This is a genomic window from Photobacterium lipolyticum (assembly GCF_003026475.1).
GTDB classification, from domain to species: domain Bacteria; phylum Pseudomonadota; class Gammaproteobacteria; order Enterobacterales; family Vibrionaceae; genus Photobacterium; species Photobacterium lipolyticum.
This window is the reverse complement of sequence record NZ_PYMC01000024.1, coordinates 1-18,866: the sequence shown is the minus strand read 5'-3', so window position 1 is coordinate 18,866 and position 18,866 is coordinate 1. Positions and strand designations below refer to the sequence as shown.

At 46.5% G+C, this 18,866-nt stretch carries 17 protein-coding genes; 10 read left to right on the top strand and 7 right to left on the bottom strand.

Annotation, left to right across the window (positions count from 1 at the left end; genetic code table 11):
• Complete coding sequence (locus tag C9I89_RS20760; RefSeq protein ID WP_107285235.1) at positions 1 to 261, bottom strand: chaperone NapD; 261 nt, start codon at positions 259 to 261, stop codon at positions 1 to 3.
• Between the two features lie 488 nt (positions 262 to 749).
• Positions 750 to 1,376 carry a bifunctional 4-hydroxy-2-oxoglutarate aldolase/2-dehydro-3-deoxy-phosphogluconate aldolase gene (locus C9I89_RS20755; RefSeq protein WP_107285234.1) on the bottom strand — a complete coding sequence of 209 codons (627 nt, stop codon included), beginning with the start codon at positions 1,374 to 1,376 and terminating at the stop codon, positions 750 to 752.
• Positions 1,377 to 1,675: 299 nt separating this feature from the next.
• Here C9I89_RS20755 and C9I89_RS20750 point away from each other — a divergent pair, with 299 nt between their 5' ends.
• Entirely contained in the window at positions 1,676 to 2,032 is a 357-nt protein-coding gene (locus tag C9I89_RS20750; protein ID WP_107285233.1) for a YibL family ribosome-associated protein, read from the top strand.
• A gap of 111 nt (positions 2,033 to 2,143) precedes the next feature.
• Here the strand turns inward: C9I89_RS20750 and C9I89_RS20745 are convergent, their stop codons facing one another.
• On the bottom strand, positions 2,144 to 2,428 hold the full coding sequence (locus C9I89_RS20745) for a cold shock domain-containing protein (protein WP_245905537.1): 285 nt from the start codon (positions 2,426 to 2,428) through the stop codon (positions 2,144 to 2,146).
• 668 nt (positions 2,429 to 3,096) lie between these two features.
• Here C9I89_RS20745 and C9I89_RS20740 point away from each other — a divergent pair.
• Both C9I89_RS20740 and C9I89_RS20735 read left to right on the top strand, forming a co-directional pair.
• A complete protein-coding gene (locus C9I89_RS20740; RefSeq protein WP_107285232.1) occupies positions 3,097 to 3,282 on the top strand; it encodes a hypothetical protein in 186 nt (61 codons plus the stop codon).
• 381 nt (positions 3,283 to 3,663) lie between these two features.
• Positions 3,664 to 4,872 (top strand): ammonium transporter, encoded by a 1,209-nt coding sequence (locus C9I89_RS20735; protein ID WP_107285231.1) that lies wholly within the window; start codon positions 3,664 to 3,666, stop codon positions 4,870 to 4,872.
• A gap of 98 nt (positions 4,873 to 4,970) precedes the next feature.
• On the opposite strand, the gene C9I89_RS20730 is transcribed toward C9I89_RS20735, so the two are convergent.
• The 4 genes from C9I89_RS20730 to C9I89_RS20715 are packed head-to-tail and all read right to left on the bottom strand — an operon-like array spanning position 4,971 to position 9,313.
• Positions 4,971 to 6,599: a BCCT family transporter gene (locus tag C9I89_RS20730; RefSeq protein ID WP_107285230.1), complete on the bottom strand. Its 1,629-nt coding sequence runs from the start codon at positions 6,597 to 6,599 to the stop codon at positions 4,971 to 4,973.
• 25 nt (positions 6,600 to 6,624) lie between these two features.
• The gene (locus C9I89_RS20725) at positions 6,625 to 7,740 is read right to left on the bottom strand and encodes a mandelate racemase/muconate lactonizing enzyme family protein (protein WP_211315287.1); all 1,116 of its coding nucleotides are present in this window, start codon (positions 7,738 to 7,740) and stop codon (positions 6,625 to 6,627) included.
• A gap of 49 nt (positions 7,741 to 7,789) precedes the next feature.
• Positions 7,790 to 8,965, bottom strand: coding sequence for a UxaA family hydrolase (locus C9I89_RS20720; RefSeq protein WP_245905536.1), 1,176 nt, complete (start codon positions 8,963 to 8,965; stop codon positions 7,790 to 7,792).
• 3 nt (positions 8,966 to 8,968) lie between these two features.
• Positions 8,969 to 9,313 carry a UxaA family hydrolase gene (locus tag C9I89_RS20715; RefSeq protein ID WP_245905535.1) on the bottom strand — a complete coding sequence of 115 codons (345 nt, stop codon included), beginning with the start codon at positions 9,311 to 9,313 and terminating at the stop codon, positions 8,969 to 8,971.
• A gap of 214 nt (positions 9,314 to 9,527) precedes the next feature.
• Between C9I89_RS20715 and C9I89_RS20710 the strand changes: the two genes are divergently transcribed.
• From C9I89_RS20710 to fbpC, 7 genes are all read left to right on the top strand, one after another.
• Positions 9,528 to 10,202 (top strand): GntR family transcriptional regulator, encoded by a 675-nt coding sequence (locus C9I89_RS20710; protein ID WP_107285227.1) that lies wholly within the window; start codon positions 9,528 to 9,530, stop codon positions 10,200 to 10,202.
• Positions 10,203 to 10,401: 199 nt separating this feature from the next.
• Entirely contained in the window at positions 10,402 to 11,028 is a 627-nt protein-coding gene (locus C9I89_RS20705) for a response regulator (protein WP_107285226.1), read from the top strand.
• Positions 11,029 to 11,073: 45 nt separating this feature from the next.
• Positions 11,074 to 12,687: an MASE1 domain-containing sensor histidine kinase gene (locus C9I89_RS20700; RefSeq protein WP_107285225.1), complete on the top strand. Its 1,614-nt coding sequence runs from the start codon at positions 11,074 to 11,076 to the stop codon at positions 12,685 to 12,687.
• Positions 12,688 to 12,834: 147 nt separating this feature from the next.
• On the top strand, positions 12,835 to 14,160 hold the full coding sequence (uhpC, locus tag C9I89_RS20695) for an MFS transporter (RefSeq protein WP_107285224.1): 1,326 nt from the start codon (positions 12,835 to 12,837) through the stop codon (positions 14,158 to 14,160).
• Between the two features lie 100 nt (positions 14,161 to 14,260).
• Positions 14,261 to 15,295, top strand: coding sequence for an ABC transporter substrate-binding protein (locus C9I89_RS20690; RefSeq protein ID WP_107285223.1), 1,035 nt, complete (start codon positions 14,261 to 14,263; stop codon positions 15,293 to 15,295).
• A gap of 146 nt (positions 15,296 to 15,441) precedes the next feature.
• Positions 15,442 to 17,538 (top strand): ABC transporter permease, encoded by a 2,097-nt coding sequence (locus C9I89_RS20685; RefSeq protein WP_107285222.1) that lies wholly within the window; start codon positions 15,442 to 15,444, stop codon positions 17,536 to 17,538.
• Positions 17,539 to 17,556: 18 nt separating this feature from the next.
• Positions 17,557 to 18,615 carry a ferric ABC transporter ATP-binding protein gene (gene fbpC, locus C9I89_RS20680; protein ID WP_107285221.1) on the top strand — a complete coding sequence of 353 codons (1,059 nt, stop codon included), beginning with the start codon at positions 17,557 to 17,559 and terminating at the stop codon, positions 18,613 to 18,615.
• Positions 18,616 to 18,866 lie beyond the last annotated feature (251 nt).

The following is an 18,866-nucleotide window of genomic DNA, read 5'->3' as shown; positions in this document are numbered from 1 at the left end:
TTACGCTTCCTTAAGATCAGATTGCTCATCCATATGGTGGTACACCAAGGTCACAGCCAGCACGCCGGGCAATGTTTTTATTTTTTCGAAACGTCCTACCAACCCGTCTCTGCTATCACCTTCGAGCACCACCACCATCTTTCCGACTTCATTGCTTACAGGTACTTCTGCCCCTTCCAGATTTTCTATTGCTTTTTTAACAGATTCAGTCTGATCAGCTAACGCGTGCACAATCAAGCTACAGACATGGTAATCGCTCATCTATGAGCCCTCCCAAACAGACATCGCGGGCTCCTATTTTTAAGAGCCGTTCCTCTTTTTTTAAAACATGAGTTAAGAGACTAACTTCCCTAAAAACATGTCGATACATGAAGCAAGCACAAGCAAAATACGATCCGGCCACTTAACCACGCATACTTTATAGGGATACTCTCAATCTATGCCTATAATCCATAAGATGCATACCCCGAAAGGAGTAATGCAATACCAAATTGAGATAGATCAAAAAACAAGCAACACCTGGCTCACATTTTTCAACGTCGCCATATATCAAAGTATTGCGTTCTGTAAATAAATCCAATTAACGCTTAAGCGGAATACACATATAGTAGAGAGGGTTGTTAATTGACTATTTGGCTACAAAGATCAGGGATATTCATTAGTGAACAGCCGATTCTTGATATTTAGGGGCATATATTTTGAGGAAAAAAAAAGGCTTCCATCTGGAAGCCCTATCGTAGTGTACGAATTCAGTTGACCAAGTCTGCTGCTTCTCGTGCTAAGCGGCCGATTTCATCCCAGCGCCCTTCATTGATGAGCTTCTTATCAACCATCCATGTACCACCGCAAGCGAAAACACGATCAATCGCCAGGTAATCCTTCACATTTTGACTATTCACGCCGCCTGTAGGCATGAACTGAACCTGTGTATATGGCGCAAGCAGCGATTTCAACATGTTGATGCCACCAGAGGCTTCAGCAGGGAAGAATTTTAGCGTAGTCAGCCCCATTTCCAGGGCTGCTTCAACAGTAGAAGGGTTATTCACCCCCGGTATGATATCAATACCGATTTCTTGGCAGGCCTTGACTGTATTTGGGTTGAAACCGGGCGATACTATGAAAGTTGCCCCGGCATCTTTAGCGGCAATAGCCTGCTCACGATTTAACACTGTACCGGCACCAATCAGCATTTCTGGCTGAGCTTCGCGAAGTAAGCGAATAGCTTCGGCTGCGGCATCTGAGCGAAAGGTAATTTCAGCCGCAGGCAAGCCGTTATCTGCCAGCGCCTTGCCTAAAGGAATGATATCTTCTGCATGGTCAATCGCAATGACAGGAATAATTTTAATGACTGCCAGTTGTTCTGATATGGTACTCATTGTATCACTTCCTTTTTAATTTGATGTTGTATACCCAAGCTAGCCCAAGAGCACTGTGCCTTCTCGTTCCATCATAATCAACCCCAATACAGTGAATTTCAAAATACGTGATTCAGCTTTCAAGGGGGTTGGGGATACACGAAATAATCATATAAAAGTCTAAATACCCCCAGATGACATCATGTTGCAGTAACGAGAGCGATAGACTTTCTGTTATAATAACGGCAGGTCAACACAGTACGCCGACGGATGATGTCGGAGTCTATCGGTGTTGTGAGCGTGTATTTTAAGGTAACAACATGAATTTAAAGCAAGAACTTCAGCAGCTAAATAACAAACTAGATAAGTTCCGTCGTAAATTGGCCGGTGCGGAAGAGCGTGGTGACAAGGCTATCGCGGGACAAGCTAAGCTGGAGATAGCAAAAACGACTAAGCTGATCGCAAGTATGAAAAATCAGCAAACTCGTCAGATGAACGACCAAGGCGCGGATCTAAAATCACTGCCCTTTAAGCGTGAGCTGACTAAAGCCGAGCAGGCTGATATGGGTAAGTTGAAAAAATCAGTCAAAGGATTGGTTGTTGTACACCCGATGACAGCACTTGGTCGTCAAATGGGTATCAAGAAAGTGACAGGTTTTGCTCCGAAAGCCTTTTAATCACGCAAAGCTAAATACCGATTAATGGTTATTTAGCTTTGAAATAGCGGCTGACAAATAAAAGCGAATGATTTTTCTCTTTCCTCTACGCCGCTATTTCTAAACACCGATTTAGATAAAGCGAACTTTAACCGCTTGTAGCTTATTTGATGAGTCATCCATGATGAATTCAACAAGGCTGCCTGATACTGGCTGGTTATTGCTGCTAATACTAGATATATCAAAGCAAATGTCACCGCCTAAATCGCTGGTAATCAAACCCTTTTTTTCTTTAGGGTTAAAACAACGGATAATTCCGGTTTCTGAAGTCATAGTTTTTTCCTTATGCCCAAACCATGCATCTTGTGCGGTAGGTTTGTGGCTATCAAATTGAGTAAATAGTTTATTTCCGGCCATAACAGTGAGTGTCACTTTTTATGGCAAGTATCTTTTTAACTCATTGACCTTTATCTCTTCACAACTATGAGTGATCACCTAAACTCAATAGCTCTTCATTGCTTAATATCGTTTTTCTTTTATAACAACAAAGCAATGGAAAGAAATCTCTTCCATGATTTTTTGGGGTTCTTCTTTACAGCAGGCTTTGGCGAGAAGCAGGAAGTGCGAAGGGTTCTTACAAAAATCATATAATCAGGTCTGAGTTGCAGACATGTGGACAGTAAACGCTAACCGCCTTTCTGTAAATACTTTTTTTTTCGAAAACACCTGCCACCCATCACTCAAATGACGGTTAACACAGCTATTAGTCTGATTATTAACAATATTAGTTAAAGTCACACACCCAAAGATAAAATAAAAATCACCTTCAAGTACTCTCTTACATCCTACCGACGACTCAATGAAGGGTATTTTACGGTTATTCTTTCACCGAAAAATAACATCTCGTGAAATGCAATAACAAGCAATGAAATTACATTACATCACGCGGCATTTGATCTAGATCAAAGTCTGCTTTTTCAAGCTGGGGTTTTATAAAGATGTCCGAGGGCATTTGATAAGCCGATACAAGATATCAGCAATACATAAACCGTCGAAACAAGGCGAACCAGGTTAGAGGTGAATGTATGGAATTATTACCTAACTGCTACACAGATCTTTGCGTAAACGGAAAGTGGTTTCACTATGATCACGGTGATACGTCGGTGTTTATGCTAAATGGCGGTAGCCCGATAACATTTGAGCTGGGTGCGCAACCAACCACTGAAGCTGAACTTGAAAATTATCTGAGCACAATTGTCTCTTCATTATAATATGGTTACCTGTTGTAGTCGGGTCTGTTTATCTTTCAACATTGGTTTTATGTCGAAAGATCAACAGCCTCTAATTATTAAGCACTAAATCGGTGCAACCTTATTATCCGTTGCACCAAAATATCTCAAGGCTTTCCAGCCTACGCCGATTGAATAGAAACGCCATCTTCTGCCGCACAAAAACCGTGCAACATGCAATATTACAAAACCTTATAAAACAATATACTAAAAGCATATAAATCGATTTGCACCATCACTGCCCCCAATATTGGTCACAATGGCATAAAAGCTGCTTTACCTTTGCCACACAGGAATAATGCCAAGTTGAAATGGCAAATAATTTAACGTGATTGGTATATATCCAAGGATGTGGAGACGTTTGTGGAAAACATTAACAGTGCAGTAGAAACATTAATTCAGAGTTCAAACACCCTATTTATTCTATTGGGTGCCATTATGGTACTGGCGATGCATGCCGGTTTTGCTTTTCTCGAGGTCGGTACCGTCCGGCAAAAAAACCAGGTCAATGCGCTGGTTAAGATCATTGCTGACTTTGGCTTTTCAGCCATTGCCTACTTTTTCTTTGGTTACTGGGTCGCCTATGACACCACCTTTTTTGCCAGTGCCGAGCAGCTAAGTGCCAACAATGGCTATGAACTGGTTAAATTTTTCTTTCTAATGACCTTTGCCGCAGCCATCCCCGCCATCGTATCGGGCGGTATTGCCGAACGTGCCCGCTTCTACCCTATGCTGGTTGCCTCTTTCTTTATTGTTGGCCTTGTCTATCCGTTCTTTGAAGGCGTGATATGGAACAGCAACTATGGCTTTCAAGACTGGTTAACCGCCACTTTTGGTGCTCCTTTCCATGATTTCGCAGGATCCGTTGTTGTCCACGCAGTGGGGGGCTGGATAGCGCTGGTTGCCGTGATCATGCTGGGATTACGTCATGGTCGTTATCGCGGCGGACGTCTGGTTGCTTTTGCCCCGTCCAATATTCCGTTTCTTGCGCTGGGTGCATGGATCCTGACCATTGGCTGGTTTGGCTTCAACGTTATGTCGGCACAAACCATAGATGGGATCAGCGGTCTTGTGGCGGTCAACAGCTTAATGGCGATGGTCGGCGGTATTGTCGCGTCACTGTTTGTCGGTAAAAACGACCCAGGCTTTATTCACAACGGTCCTTTGGCTGGCCTGGTTGCGGTCTGTGCGGGTTCCGATCTAATGCACCCAATTGGTGCGCTTATCACCGGTGCCATTGCGGGTGCGCTCTTTGTCTGGCTCTTTACCTATATTCAAAACAAATTACACCTCGATGATGTACTGGGTGTCTGGCCACTACACGGGGTCTGCGGTGCCTGGGGCGGAATTGCAGCCGGTATTTTTGGTAGTTCGGCTTTTGGCGGATTAGGCGGTGTGAGTTTAGCCAGCCAGGTAGTCGGAACCATCGCAGGTATCATTGTTGCGTTGGTTGGCGCCTTCATTGTCTATGGCGTGATTAAGCAAACCGTCGGCCTGCGATTAACTGCCGAAGAAGAATATAACGGGGCTGATTTGTCTATCCACCAAATTGGCTCGACCAGCGAAGATTAATAATCGCTGACCGCTCCTTATAAAGAGCCCGAAAAAGAAAGCCGCGCATTACCGCGCGGCTTTTTATATAGACAAATGTTGGTTACGTTACATCATGATTAGCTCAGCGAAGCTTCAGTCGCCGACTTGGCCATATCAACTAATTCTTCCGCATGATTAGCATCGCTTTCTGTGCTCGCAACAGGTTGACTGACCGTTCCAGCCGAAATCGCTGCAGCAGACTCGTTACCAAAATCTTCTTTTAACCATTTGTTGAAGCCATATAGCATGATAAAGATCACAACCATCAGAGGCAGCGAAGTCACTATAGCGAGTGTCTGTACCGTATTTAGCGGCGCATCGATGAACATCATTGCCAGTGGTACGGCAGCCAGAATCAAACACCAGAATAAACGCAGTGCTGTTGGCGGGTTGGCATTTTCATCAAGCTGGTTTGACGCTGTCGCGGCCAGGGTAAATGAAGCTGAATCAAGTGTTGTTGCCAGGAACAAGGTTGACATAACAGCAAAGATTACGACAAACAGCCAGCTTAAAGGCAACGTATCAAGTATGGCAATAACGGTAGCTGAGCCACCATATTCGGTAATGGAACGGGTAACATCAATGACTTCGGTAAGGTGAACATTCATGCTGAAGCTGCCCAGAACACCAAAGAAAATAAAGCAACCGGCACTGCCACCAATAACCATACTGCCGATAACTTCTTTTAGTTTACGGCCTTTTGAAACCTTGGTTACAAACAGCGCCATAAACGGAACATAGGTCATCCAGTATGCCCAGTAAAAGACTGTCCACGACGTTGGGAATGAACCACCTTCAACCGGATCTGTCCATAAACTCATGCGGATAAAGTTCTGCAGCATTAAGCCGTAACCATTGGTCATTTGGTTAATGATGAATGACGTCGGGCCAACGATCAGGATCAGCAAGACGAAGATTATCGCTAACTTGGTGTTCATATCACTGAGTTTTGCCATTCCTTTTTCAATCCCGACATAAGAACTGATTGAGAATATCGCGGTAATGAACAACATCAGCCCGACATTCATGGCAAAACTGCTTTCAACACCGAATAAATAGGCAAGCCCTTCGGTAACCATAGGAACACTCAATCCCAAGGTGATACCCATCGCGCCAACGCAGCTAAAGATGAAAATCGTGTCAATCATTTTGCCCACGACAGGGTTGTAATAGCGCCCCAGAATGCTTTCACAGACGGCGCTTAATTTAAGCTGCGGATTCTTCTTAACATGGAATGAGTAAGCAACCGGCAAAGAAGCAATACAGTAAAGTGACCAGGCTGAAATCCCCCAGTGGAACATGTTATAACTTGTTGCCCACTCAGCAGCCATTGGTGAATAGGGTTCAACATCAAATGGCGGCGTCATATAATAATAGCCCCACTCAACAAATGCCCAGTACACCGTCGCCGAGCCTAAACCGGCACATACCATCATGGCCAAATAAGTAAATGAGGAATACTCGGGGGCTACGTTGCCTAATTTAATTTCACCGTATTTTCCCAGCGCTATCTTGGCAAGAAATATGACACTAAAAAATCCGAATAATAAGAAAACCTCACCAAACTGATTGGTTAATGTGCTAAAAAGTTGACTGGCAATGGCATTCCCTTGTTCCGGATAAAGCGACAAGCCAACAACCACAAATAGTATGACCGAGATGCTTATTGCCATTAAGGGTTTATCTATCTTTCTTTCACTGTTCATAATTAAAATTCCGTCTTCTATATCTTTATATTTGATATTTATTGATCACGTCTTGATTGAGCTCGATACCCAGCCCCGGAGCGTCAGGAACAGGTACATAGCCTTCTGAAAATAACAAGCGGTTGCTTACCAAATCCGTAAACAGGGGGCTGCTGCTTTGTGAATACTCCATTAACGTACCGTGTTCGCATGCAGCAAGAAAATGAACTGATGCGGCAAGCAATATGCCGGTGCTAAACCCGTGAGGAACGAGCTGAGTACCATTTAATTGGGCAAGATCGTAAATCTTCTTCATCTCAGTAATACCACCGCAACGAGTAATATCAGGCTGGATAATGTCGACTTGCGACGTCTCTAGGAAGGATTTGAATTCATAGCGGGTGGTCAATGACTCGCCACCAGCAAGCTTCGGCTGAATTTGCCGGGATAGTTTGGCGTACCCCGTCATATCATCAGCCAGCACAGGCTCTTCAACCCAGTTTAAGTTAAAGTCTTCTAGCCGTTTGCACATCTGAGCCGCGTGGCCGGTCGTGCGCCATTTCGATGCAAGGTCAATCTGAACCTCTATATCATCGCCTACGGCTTCACGGACATGGCGTACAATCTGGTAATCCGTCTCAGGATCGTCACCAAAGACGCCGCCACCAAATTTAATGCTGGTAAAGCCCTGCTTAACTAGGTTTTGGGCAATCTCACGGTTTTTTTCGGGCTGTGCAGCCGGAATAAAAGTGCCGTAGGCACGGATTTGATCCCGGTATTTCCCCCCCAGTAAGGTATGAACAGGCACACCGTAAAATTGGCCTGCAATATCCCACAGGGCGATATCAATCGCGCTGATGGCATGGATACCGGCACCGCGGCGGCCCATATAATTAGACGCCCAGTACATTTTGTTCCACAAGCGTTCAATTTCTAACGGACTTTCGCCGATCAGCAACTCGCGCAAACCGTAGCAATAGAGGTTGGAGTGCGGAGTTTCAATGCACGCTTTTACAACGGCTGGCGAACTGTCTGCTTCGCCAATGCCGGTGATCCCCGCATCGGTGTGGACTTTGACCAATACGGCATCTTCGCCCCATTCGCACGGCTGATCCGGCGCTGGCACTCTTAAACAAATGACTTCAATATCTGTAATACGCATGATGAACTATGAGCAGTGACCAGAGGTTCGTTGCTGCTCGCTCCCTTAATTATTGAGGCTCGATACAAATGAGTTTTTCTAACCGCTGATCTTTTTGATAGAGGGTGCAATAAGCAAAACCAATATCTTCTATCGCCGTGGCCTCACCATTAACGACCTCGTCTAAGGTGCTAAGAATACGCGTAGCGCTAGAGTAAATGCTGTCGGTACCATTCATGATCCCGCTGACATCGACATCGATATCTTCCGTTATTTGGGATGCATTACCGCTGACGCGAATAACAGGCACGATAGGGTTGTTAAAACCAGCCCCTCCGGTTGTCCAGAGGATCACCTGCGCACCAAGCGAGGCGAAATGCATACCTGAACCACCGCATAAATGCGTCGTCTCAGAAAGATACATACCAGGTTCTACCGGTCGCTCAGTCATTTTTGCGTTAATTCTGAGTACATCCTGAATCGGACGGGTTCCCGTTTTATGCAGTGCACCCAGCGCTTTTTCTTCAAGGGTTGTCAGTCCGCCGACACTGTTACCAATGCTCATGGTTTCAACATTGGTACCCTCGATATGCCAGCGTTTTTCTTCTTCGCTGATCAGCCGTTCTATCTTATCGGCGACCACTGGTGTAACGGCACGGCTGCGCAGGATATCTTCACAACCAATCAGTTCGATTAATTCGCCGGCAATACAGGTAGCCCCCTTATCAACCAGCAGATCGGCCACGCGACCTACCGTTGGATTAGAGGCAATACCGGAACTGGTATCAGAGCCGCCGCATTTGATCCCAACGACAAGCTCGCTGATTGGAACTGGCTCGGGAATGATCTTGTTTGCATAGAAAGTCAGCGCCTTGGCTAATTCCGTTCCCATTTTTATCGTGCTGCGTGTTCCCCGTGATTTGATGATCGGAAGGCTATGCACCGGTTTTCCTGAATGGCGAATAGGCTTGGCCAGCACTTCAGGATCGATACTTCCGCAGCCCATATTCAACAGCAAGGCCCCTGCGACATTTGGGTTAAGGACGGCACCAACCATAGTGCTGACTAATTCTTCATTGCCGCCATACATGCAGGTGTTGTAATTGGTCACAACCACAGTACCCGGGACTTTTTGGCTGATGGCACGGGCAATACCCTCAGCGCATTCGTCAATAGCCAGAATAAGAACATGGTTTCTGATCCCCGCTCGGCCATCAGGGCGACGAAAACCTAAAAAGTGCTGCATCAGTTATTCCTCGATCTGCATGGTTTCAATGATCTGTTTAATGATCGGCTCAGGGATATCAACTCGGGTACTGCGAACATTTTGTACATGTACCAACTCCCCCTTTGGTATCGCTTTAATGGTTATTCCAATCGGGTAGCTGCCCTTGCTTATCTTCTCTTGCTCTGCAATCGCAGCTAAGGCGATTTTGTTGCCAAAAGTAATCGCTTGCTGGGTGACCACTTTGCCCAGAGAGCAATTCGTATCATCAATAATTTCCACTTCCTGTCCCTTGGCGGCATCGGCCAGAAGCGTTGCCACGTTGTCTTCAGGCGACAGTAAAATTGCCTTGATCAAAGGTCTGTCCATAAATCCTCAGTAATTGTTCATTGTCGGACAATCGGCAATTCTAATGAGTCATCCAAAGATAAATGCGACGCAAATCACACCCTTCCTTTTTTATCGATTTTTTGTATGATTGTCTGACAACCATCACGCTTTATTCATTATGATAATTGTTGCTCAATCCGTTAGAATTGAGCCAAAGAAGGTAGTCCGTGACTTACGGATAAGTGGAAAGATAATGAAAATCGTAAAACAGAGCTTAGAAGAACAAGCAGCGGCATATCTGCGAAAGCTGATCCTGGATGGTAAGTATGGGATGGGCGAAAAACTGGTAGAAAGTGCGTTGGCCAAAGATTTAGAATTATCGCGCAGTACAGTACGTATGGCCCTCAATACTCTGGCCCATGAGGGGTTAGTGATACAAAAACCTTATGTGGGCTGGCAGGTCATTAATATTACCGAAAATGATTTATGGGAGCTGTATCATTTACGCGTTGCTCTGGAAACCCGGTCTGCATGGCTTGCCGCAGAGAACATCACTGATGAAGGTAAATCGCGACTACACGATCTGATGGACTATTACCTGGAGGTTGGCCGGAATGAAGCGGTGACTTGTCAGGAGATCAGTAAACTGGAGTTGGAGCTGCACACATTAATTATCGAACTTAGTGGCAATATGCGTCTGCACCAAATCTATCGCAATGTCGCAAACCAAATGCTGATCTACTTTAATATTGATCATGCTGACTATGATCCAGAGGAAAGTGCACGAAGCCACCTTCCCCTGGTTGACGCTATCTGCAGCGGCAACAGTGCCGCCGCCTCAAAACTGGCTAATGAAAATATTACAACCTATTCGGTGATCGGACATAAATTTAAGCAACAGCACTTAGATCGCTTAGACATTAGCTAGCAAAGTAACGCTTAAGAATATAATGGATCCCGGATATCTCGTATCTCGATTCCGGGATGGCGTAGCTTTTAGCGCAGCGCGCCCCCTGTCAGAAAAGTAATTGATAAATTTCGCGATTGTCATCACATCATGTCATGAGTAAATTGAATGCTGCAGCCAGTTTTGCGACGATGCGGATATACCAGCATAGGATGTAAAAATGATTTCAGTAGCCTTAGTCGACGACCACATCATGGTACGTTCAGGTTTTGCTCAGTTACTTAACGTCGAGCATGACATTGAAGTCAGAGGGGAGTTCGGTTGTGCCAGCGAGGCGTTTGCCGCACTGTCAACATCAGACGTTGATGTTGCCGTCATTGATATCTCCATGCCTGATGAAAGCGGTCTGGTATTATTAGAAAAACTCCGCAAATCAAAACCGGCCTTTCGCGCCATTATCCTGAGTATTTACGATTCGGCCTCTTTTGTCAGTAAAGCCATCGAAGCTGGAGCATGCGGTTACCTGTCAAAGCGATGTGGCCCCGGCGAGCTGGTGACCGCTATTCGCACCGTCGCCCGAGGCGATCGTTATCTCTGTGCCGATGCCTTGTTTAACCTCAGTAATGCCCCTAGCCAACCGCAAGCCCTCAATGCACTCACCAAACGGGAACAAGAAGTCTTCAACTACTTAATCCAGGGTAAAGATGTCAAAGAAGTCGGGGTCGAGCTTTCCATTAGTCATAAAACCATTCATGTTCATCGCGCCAATATTCTCAGTAAGCTGGAACTATCCAATAACGTCGATCTGATCCGCTTCGCCATTCAACATAAGTTACTGGCAGAATGATGAATACCGCTTCCATCAGGCCGGTGAATAGAGCCTCCATTACTAATGGATAAAGCCAACCCTTTTGCCGGCAGCTATTTCCCGTATGCCTTTAGTCTTGTCATCTACAGCATCAGCTGGTTCTGCCTGTGGAGCATCAGCAGCTACCTGTCGCCCGACTTATTGCTAGCCGGGTTATTTCTGCCGACCGGACTTAAGCTCGCGGTATTAGTACTGACAGCACGCCGTTACTGGAAATTGTTTGTCATCAGTGAATTGATCATCTCGGGTTGGCTGATCTACCTGATAGGGGATCAACAACAAGACATCTTGCTTTTATTGTGCCCTTTTCTAAGCTATCTGCTCGCCATTCCCTTTGCGGATATCTGGCAACAGCTGAAAACCTATTGGCAAAAATTACTGGCGCTGGTGTCATTGGTATTGGTGCATGGGATCCTGCTGGGAGGCATGATATTACTGTTGATCAAGCCGCTGGATCTCCCTCTTAACTACGCATTTTCCAGTGCTATTGCCGCGATTACTGGCGGAGTATTGCTGACGCCCTTCTTATATCTGCTTTACGACTACCTCCACCATAAAGTCTGGGTGCCGCTAAGCCCGGCATTGATACGCCAGGAAGTCACGCTTCGTCCTTCGGCATTACTGTGGGCCATCACTTTTTTCACAATCGGACTGGTTGCCGAGCTGACGTTGCTTGATCAAATGGAACCTTTAGGTTTGTTGATCATACTGCTACCGAACATTTTCATGGCCTATAAATATGGCTGGCAAGGGGGCGTATTAGCCACCGTAATGAACAGTATTTTGCTGACCACCGCCCGTCAGATCTCGGGCTCGTTTGCTACCGACCAAGAACTACAAATATTCATGACCACGCAAGCACTGGTCGGGCTTGGGCTGGGGATCGCTATCAGCCGTCAGTATTTGCTGGCACAGAAATTACAGCAAGCGAATCAGGATCTCGCCGCAGAGCTCACTAACAAACAGGATCTCGCCCGGCAGCTGGTTCAGGTTGAAGAAGATATTCGTAAATCTGTCGCTCGTGAATTACACGATGAAATTGGCCAGAATATTACCGCGATTCAGATCCAGGCCATGCTGGCCGATCGCACCACCCAGGAAGAAAACACCAAAACCATTGCCGATACCATCAATACATTATCAATGCGAATACACAGCGCAACCAAGCAGCTATTAACCCAATTACGACCGCATATTCTTGATGAGCTGGGGTTAGAAAATGCGCTACGGCAGCTTGCACATGAAATGAAGTTTGCAGAGCGTCAGGTCGATTTTAAGATCAATATCGGCATTGCCGCCGATAAGCTTGATGACATTACCGCCGTCACCCTGTATCGCATCGTGCAAGAGCTACTGAACAATGTCACTAAACACTCACAGGCAACCGAAGTGCAGCTAAGTCTGATGCCCGGTACAAGCTTCAGCCTTGAATTACGTGACAATGGTTGCGGCTTGCCTGTAAATTGGCGCACCAAAGGGCAAGGCTTGAAAGGCATTGAAGAACGCGTCAGTGCACTGGGTGGCCATCTTTCAATAGAAAGCAATGACAACGCCCATATCCGGGCTGGAAGCGAACTTAATACAAACAAAGGCACGCGTATTATTGTTACCTTGCCCACAAAAATAACCCCCAGTTAGCCAAACTAGGAAATTTTCCTAGTCATTTAAAAACCAGTCTCATTCTTTCTGCCAATTCTTACCGTACTATCTATACCCAAGTAGCCTCAAGATACAGGATTCAGAGTGAGGTCACTTGGGTATACTGCAACAGGGAGACTGCGCCGAATGATGGGTTTTCTAGTATCAGAACAACCTGTAAAAGCGATTACCGATCAACAGCAGATAGATGCCACGTATAAACACTGGCGACTGCATTTGATGTTTTCGATGTATATCGGCTATGGCGTTTTTTATTTCACCCGTAAAAGTCTTAACTTTGCCATGCCAGCTATGTTGGCCGATCTTGGCTTAGAGCATTCAGACATCGGGTTTCTCGGCACCCTGTTCTATATCACCTATGGTATATCCAAGTTTGTCTCTGGCATGGTCAGCGACCAGTCCAACCCGAGTTACTTTATGGGATTGGGCTTGATAACCACAGGGATCATCAATATTGCTTTTGGCTTAAGTTCATCACTCACAATGTTCGCCGTATTGTGGACATTGAATGCTTTTTTTCAGGGTTGGGGCTGGCCACCCTGCGCAAAGTTGCTCACCACATGGTATTCCCGTTCTGAACGTGGATTCTGGTGGTCAATTTGGAATACCTGCCATAACTTAGGTGGCGCATTAGTGCCGCTGATCATCGGTTTTGCCACCATGACATGGGGCTGGCGGTACGGCTTTATTATCCCGGGCACAGTTGGCATTTTCGTCGGTTTGATCTTGTGCTTTCGGATGCGAGACAAACCTTCCACCATGGGGTTACCGACGGTCGGGCAATGGCGCAACGATGAATTAGAGCTGATGCAGGAGCAGGAAGGATACGGGCTTTCGTTCCGCCAAATATTAAGAACGTATGTCATCGGCAATAAATACATCTGGCTGCTTTGCAGTTCGTATTTGTTGGTGTATGTGGTGCGAATTGCCATTAACGACTGGGGCAACCTTTATTTAACCGAACGCCATGGCTTTAGTCTGTTCTCGGCCAATGCCGCGGTGTCGATGTTTGAAGTGGGTGGTTTTCTCGGGTCGTTATTTGGCGGCTGGGGCTCCGACCGATTTTTTCACGGTAACCGCGCCCCGATGAACCTGATTTTTGCGCTGGGTATCTTTATTTCCGTCGCGGCACTATGGCTCACCCCAATGGATAATATTGCGGTGTTATCAGGCTGTTTTTTCTCTATCGGTTTCTTTGTGTTCGGGCCACAGATGATGATTGGCATGGCTGCAGCCGAATGCTCGCACAAAGATGTCGCCGGGACCGCCACCGGATTTGTCGGTCTGTTTGGTTATTTGGGCGCGGCACTGGCAAGTTACCCGATGTCACTGGTTATCGAACAATTTAGCTGGGAAGGCTTCTTCAGCATTATTACCTTCGCCGCGGCCTCGATTGGCCTGCTGATCTTGCCTTTTGTTAAAGCACAACAGCGCAGTGTATCTGTCGCATAAGTACTGAATATAAATTTACCGCAGGGTTGCGGTAATAGCTCAATGCCTCCTACCATCGATCTCGGCATTGAGTTCATAATAAAAAGCAGAGGAAATAACAATGAAAGCTAGAACTCAACGCAGTCTGTTAGCTGCCTGTATACTCGGCTCGGCATTTGCTGCTCCACAAGTAATGGCAGAAGGACGCCTGGTTGTTTATTGCAGTGCCACTAACGCCATGTGTGAAGCTGAAACCACCGCCTTTTCTGAAAAATACGATGTAAAAACCTCATTTGTTCGCAACGGTTCGGGCAGTACATTTGCGAAAATCGAAGCTGAAAAGAAAAATCCTCGTGCTGATGTCTGGTATGGCGGTACATTAGATCCCCAATCGCAGGCGGGAGAAATGGATTTGCTTCAGGCATATCAATCACCGCAGCTTTCAAACATCATGGAAAACTTCAAAGATCCAGCCAAGCGTAAAGGCAACTATTCTTCTGCGGTCTATATGGGAATTTTAGGCTTTGGGGTCAATACCCAGCGTTTAGAAGAAAAAGGCTTAGAAATTCCACGTTGCTGGAGTGATTTAACCAAGCCGGAATACAAAGAAGAAATTCAAATCGCCGATCCACAAAGTTCCGGTACGGCTTATACCGCACTCGCTACTTTCATCCAGCTTTGGGATGAAGATAAGGCATTTAATTACTTCAAAGATCTTGATAAAAATATTTCTCAATACACCAAGTCAGGTGTGACGCCTTCCCGTAACTCTGCCCGTGGCGAAATCGCTATCGGTATCGGCTTCTTACACGATTATTCTCTGGAGCAATCAAAAGGTGCACCACTGGAACTGATCTCACCTTGTGAAGGTACGGGCTACGAAATTGGTGGTGTCAGCATCATTAAAGGCGCGCGCAATATTGACAACGCCAAGCTGTTTGTTGACTGGGTACTGTCGAAAGAAGGCCAGCAGCTAGCATGGCAAAAAGGCCAGTCTTTCCAGATATTGACCAATACTCAGGCCGAGCAATCACCTAACGCGCTCGATCCAACCAAACTGACACTAATTAACTACGACATGGAAACCTATGGTTCATCTGACGAGCGTAAGCGTCTGATCAACAAGTGGGTCAACGTGGTTAAGATGGGCGAATAATCCCCCTGTAATCATTGAGCAGTGCCTGGCGCTGCTCAATATTTCCGACGCTAGCAATACTAAATAGAACAAGAATTTTCTTGGGGCATCCTGCACCCTGAAATTAGTAGATACATTAATATATAACTCGATTTTGGTAATTAACAATGAATGACTTAGCAGCTGAATCAGCCTCAAGACAGCTCCAAAGTTCAGAGCAACGAGACCCTATTTTTTACTGGATCATCGCGTTGCTCGGAGCCTTTGTGTTATTGCCCTCCTTCTCCCTCGATTACGGTGTTTTCGAGTCGACGTCTCAAGAATTTAAAGACGCGATGGGCTGGAGTAGCATGAACATTTCGTGGCTATGGTTTTCCATGCCCCTGGTGTTATTAATCAGATCTTTTCAGGCACAAGACAAATACGCCAGACAGCGCCATCACTTTGATATCAGCTATGCCGGTTTTTGCATGTTGTTTACCTTGATCTCATCCTGGTATACGGAGCAAGGCTTAGGCTACGCCAGCATTATCTTATTCATTGCCCTTGGCTGTGTGATGACCCTGGCACTGGCTCGCCTTGAATACTTAGGTGGCGACGTCTTTGTCATCGGCGCGCTGGTCAGTATTGTCTCACTGATCACCATCTTCATTATTTACCCAAGCATCGCCATTTTCGTGCCGATGTTCCAAGATGATATGGGTAATTTTGTGATGTGGCAGTTTGTCGATATTCTGACGCGATCTCAGATCGTTCAGATCATCCTCAACTCCATCACACTAGGTACCTCAGTGGGTATTACCGCGACCTTCTTTGGTTTGGTCTTCGCGATTTACACCACCCGCATTGCTAAACGCTCTGCGTTTATTGCCCGGATTTTCTCAATATTACCGATTGTTACGCCACCATTTGTGGTCGGTTTAGGGGTCACCTTAATGCTCGGCCGCTCGGGTTATATGACCGAGCTGATGGTTGACTGGTTTGGTTTACAACACACCAACTGGTTATACGGTTTCACCGGGATCTGGATGGCACAAGTACTGGCATTCTCGCCAATGTCTTTTATGATCCTCGATGGTGCAATGAAATCACTGCATCCGTCACTGGAAGAAGCGTCATACACCTTACGCGCCAACCGTTACCAGACCTTTTTCAAGATCGTGATGCCGCTGCTTAAACCCGCACTGGCAAACTCATTTCTGATCATCTTTGTTCAGTCACTGGCTGACTTCAGTAACCCGCTGGTTCTGGGTGGCAGCTTTGACGTACTGGCAACCCAAATCTATTTCTACATCGCTGGCGCGCAACTCGATTATGCATCAGCAAGTACTTTAGGTGCGGTGCTGCTATTGTTCTCTCTGGCTATTTTCGTTATCCAGTATGTCTGGATTGGTAAGCGTTCTTACGTCACGATTTCAGGTAAATCATACCGGGGTGATGTTCAGCCGTTGCCGCCATCACTCAAACATGGTGTCTCGGGGGTGTTGTATTTATGGATGGCATTCAACATCTTGCTTTACGGAAGCATCGTCTTCGGTAGCTTTACCGTAAACTGGGGGGTCGATTACACCCTGACGCTGGATAACTACATTAACCTCTTCGGGATGGGCATGGGTGAAGGCGCTTGGCCGTCGCTGCTCACCACCATGACCTATGCAGGTGTTGCCGCCCCTCTTACCGCGTTCTTCGGCTTATTGATTGCCTACATCGTTGTCAGACAGCAATTCCATGGCAAGAAAGTGATCGAATTTGCCACCATGCTTTGTTTTGCCGTACCGGGAACCGTTGCCGGTGTGTCTTACATTCTTGCCTTCAACGATGCGCCGGTTTACCTGACAGGTACTGCCGCTATCGTCGTTATTTCGATGGTAATGCGTAACGTGCCCGTCGGTATTCGTGCCGGTGTCGCGGGCTTAGGCCAGCTAGATAAGTCGCTTGATGAAGCATCGTTAAGCTTACGTGCCAATTCCTTTAGAACCATTACTCATATTCTGATCCCATTGCTGCGCCCGGCAATATTGTCAACGCTGATCTACAGTTTTGTCCGCGCAATGACCACGGTAAGTGCCATCATATTCTTGGTTACGCCTGAAACCCGAGTAGCAACATCGTACATCTTAAACCGCGTTGAAGATGGTGAATACGGTATTGCTATCGCCTATGGTTCCGTACTGATCTTTGTCATGCTGGCCATTATTTTGATTTTCGATTCCCTTGTGGGCGAAGCCCGCGTATCCCGTTCAAGAGCCAACAACCAAGACTAACGATTGGAGATAATTCTTATGGCAAACGACAACTTTGTAGTTCTGAAAAATGTCTGCAAGCGCTTTGGTGACAATACGGTTATTGGCGACCTTGATCTGGAGATCAAAAAAGGCAGCTTGGTGACGCTGTTAGGGCCATCCGGCTGCGGGAAAACCACGGTGCTGCGCCTAGTAGCAGGGCTGGAAAAGCCTTCCAGCGGTCAAATTTTCATTGATGGTGAAGATGTTACCAATACCTCGATCCAGCAGCGTGATATTTGTATGGTATTCCAATCTTATGCACTGTTCCCCCACCTGTCGCTGCATGACAATGTGGGCTATGGCCTGAAAATGCTAAAACTATCTGCTGCAGAAATTAAGCACCGGGTCGATGAAGCATTAAAGCTGGTTGATATGGAAGGCATGGGCGATCGCTTTGTTGATCAGATCTCTGGTGGGCAGCAGCAGCGTGTGGCACTGGCGCGAGCATTGGTGCTTAAACCTAAAGTACTGCTTTTCGATGAACCGCTGAGTAACCTTGATGCCAACTTACGCCGGAGTATGCGCGAAACCATTCGTGAGTTGCAGCAACGTTTTAATATCACGTCACTGTACGTTACCCATGATCAGACCGAAGCGTTTGCGGTCTCTGATACCGTTATTGTAATGAATGATGGCGAGATCATGCAGCAAGGCTCACCGGGCGATCTCTACCAGTCGCCGGCATCGATGTTCATGGCAAACTTCATGGGGGATGCCAACATCTTCTCTGGCAGTTTCGACGGCGAACAGCTGAATATTAATGGCTATCGTATTGCGGCGGATCCGGAAGTGATCCGTGGAAATCCCGCTGGCGATTATCAGATCGGTGTACGTCCGGAAGCTATTTTACTGGCACACGAGGGCGAGCCTTGTCAGCAGTGTATCGTTGAAAATGTCGTGTATATGGGCTCAATGTATGAAGTGGCAGTAATGTGGCATGATCAGGAATTATTGCTGCAACTGAACTCTTCGCAGTTTGATGCCGGTCTGTCAGACCATGCCTACCTGACGATCAACCCGACCGGCCTCTTCCTGCTGCCAGCTGATGCCCGTTAATATCTGACTAAGTAACGTTCCTTTACTCCGTCCCTGCTAGCGCAGGGGCGCTCCGTAGTACCATAATCATTACATTCATAACCGTTGGCCATAAATGCCAAACGGTATATCGAATTTACACTGTATCGAGTAGGGTGAGGCGTTACCGCCTCAGCCCTCTCACAGAACCGTACGTACGGACCTCGTATACGGCTCCTGCATACCCATGTTCAGCTCTGCGCTGAACACATACCCTGTCCTTACATGCTCAA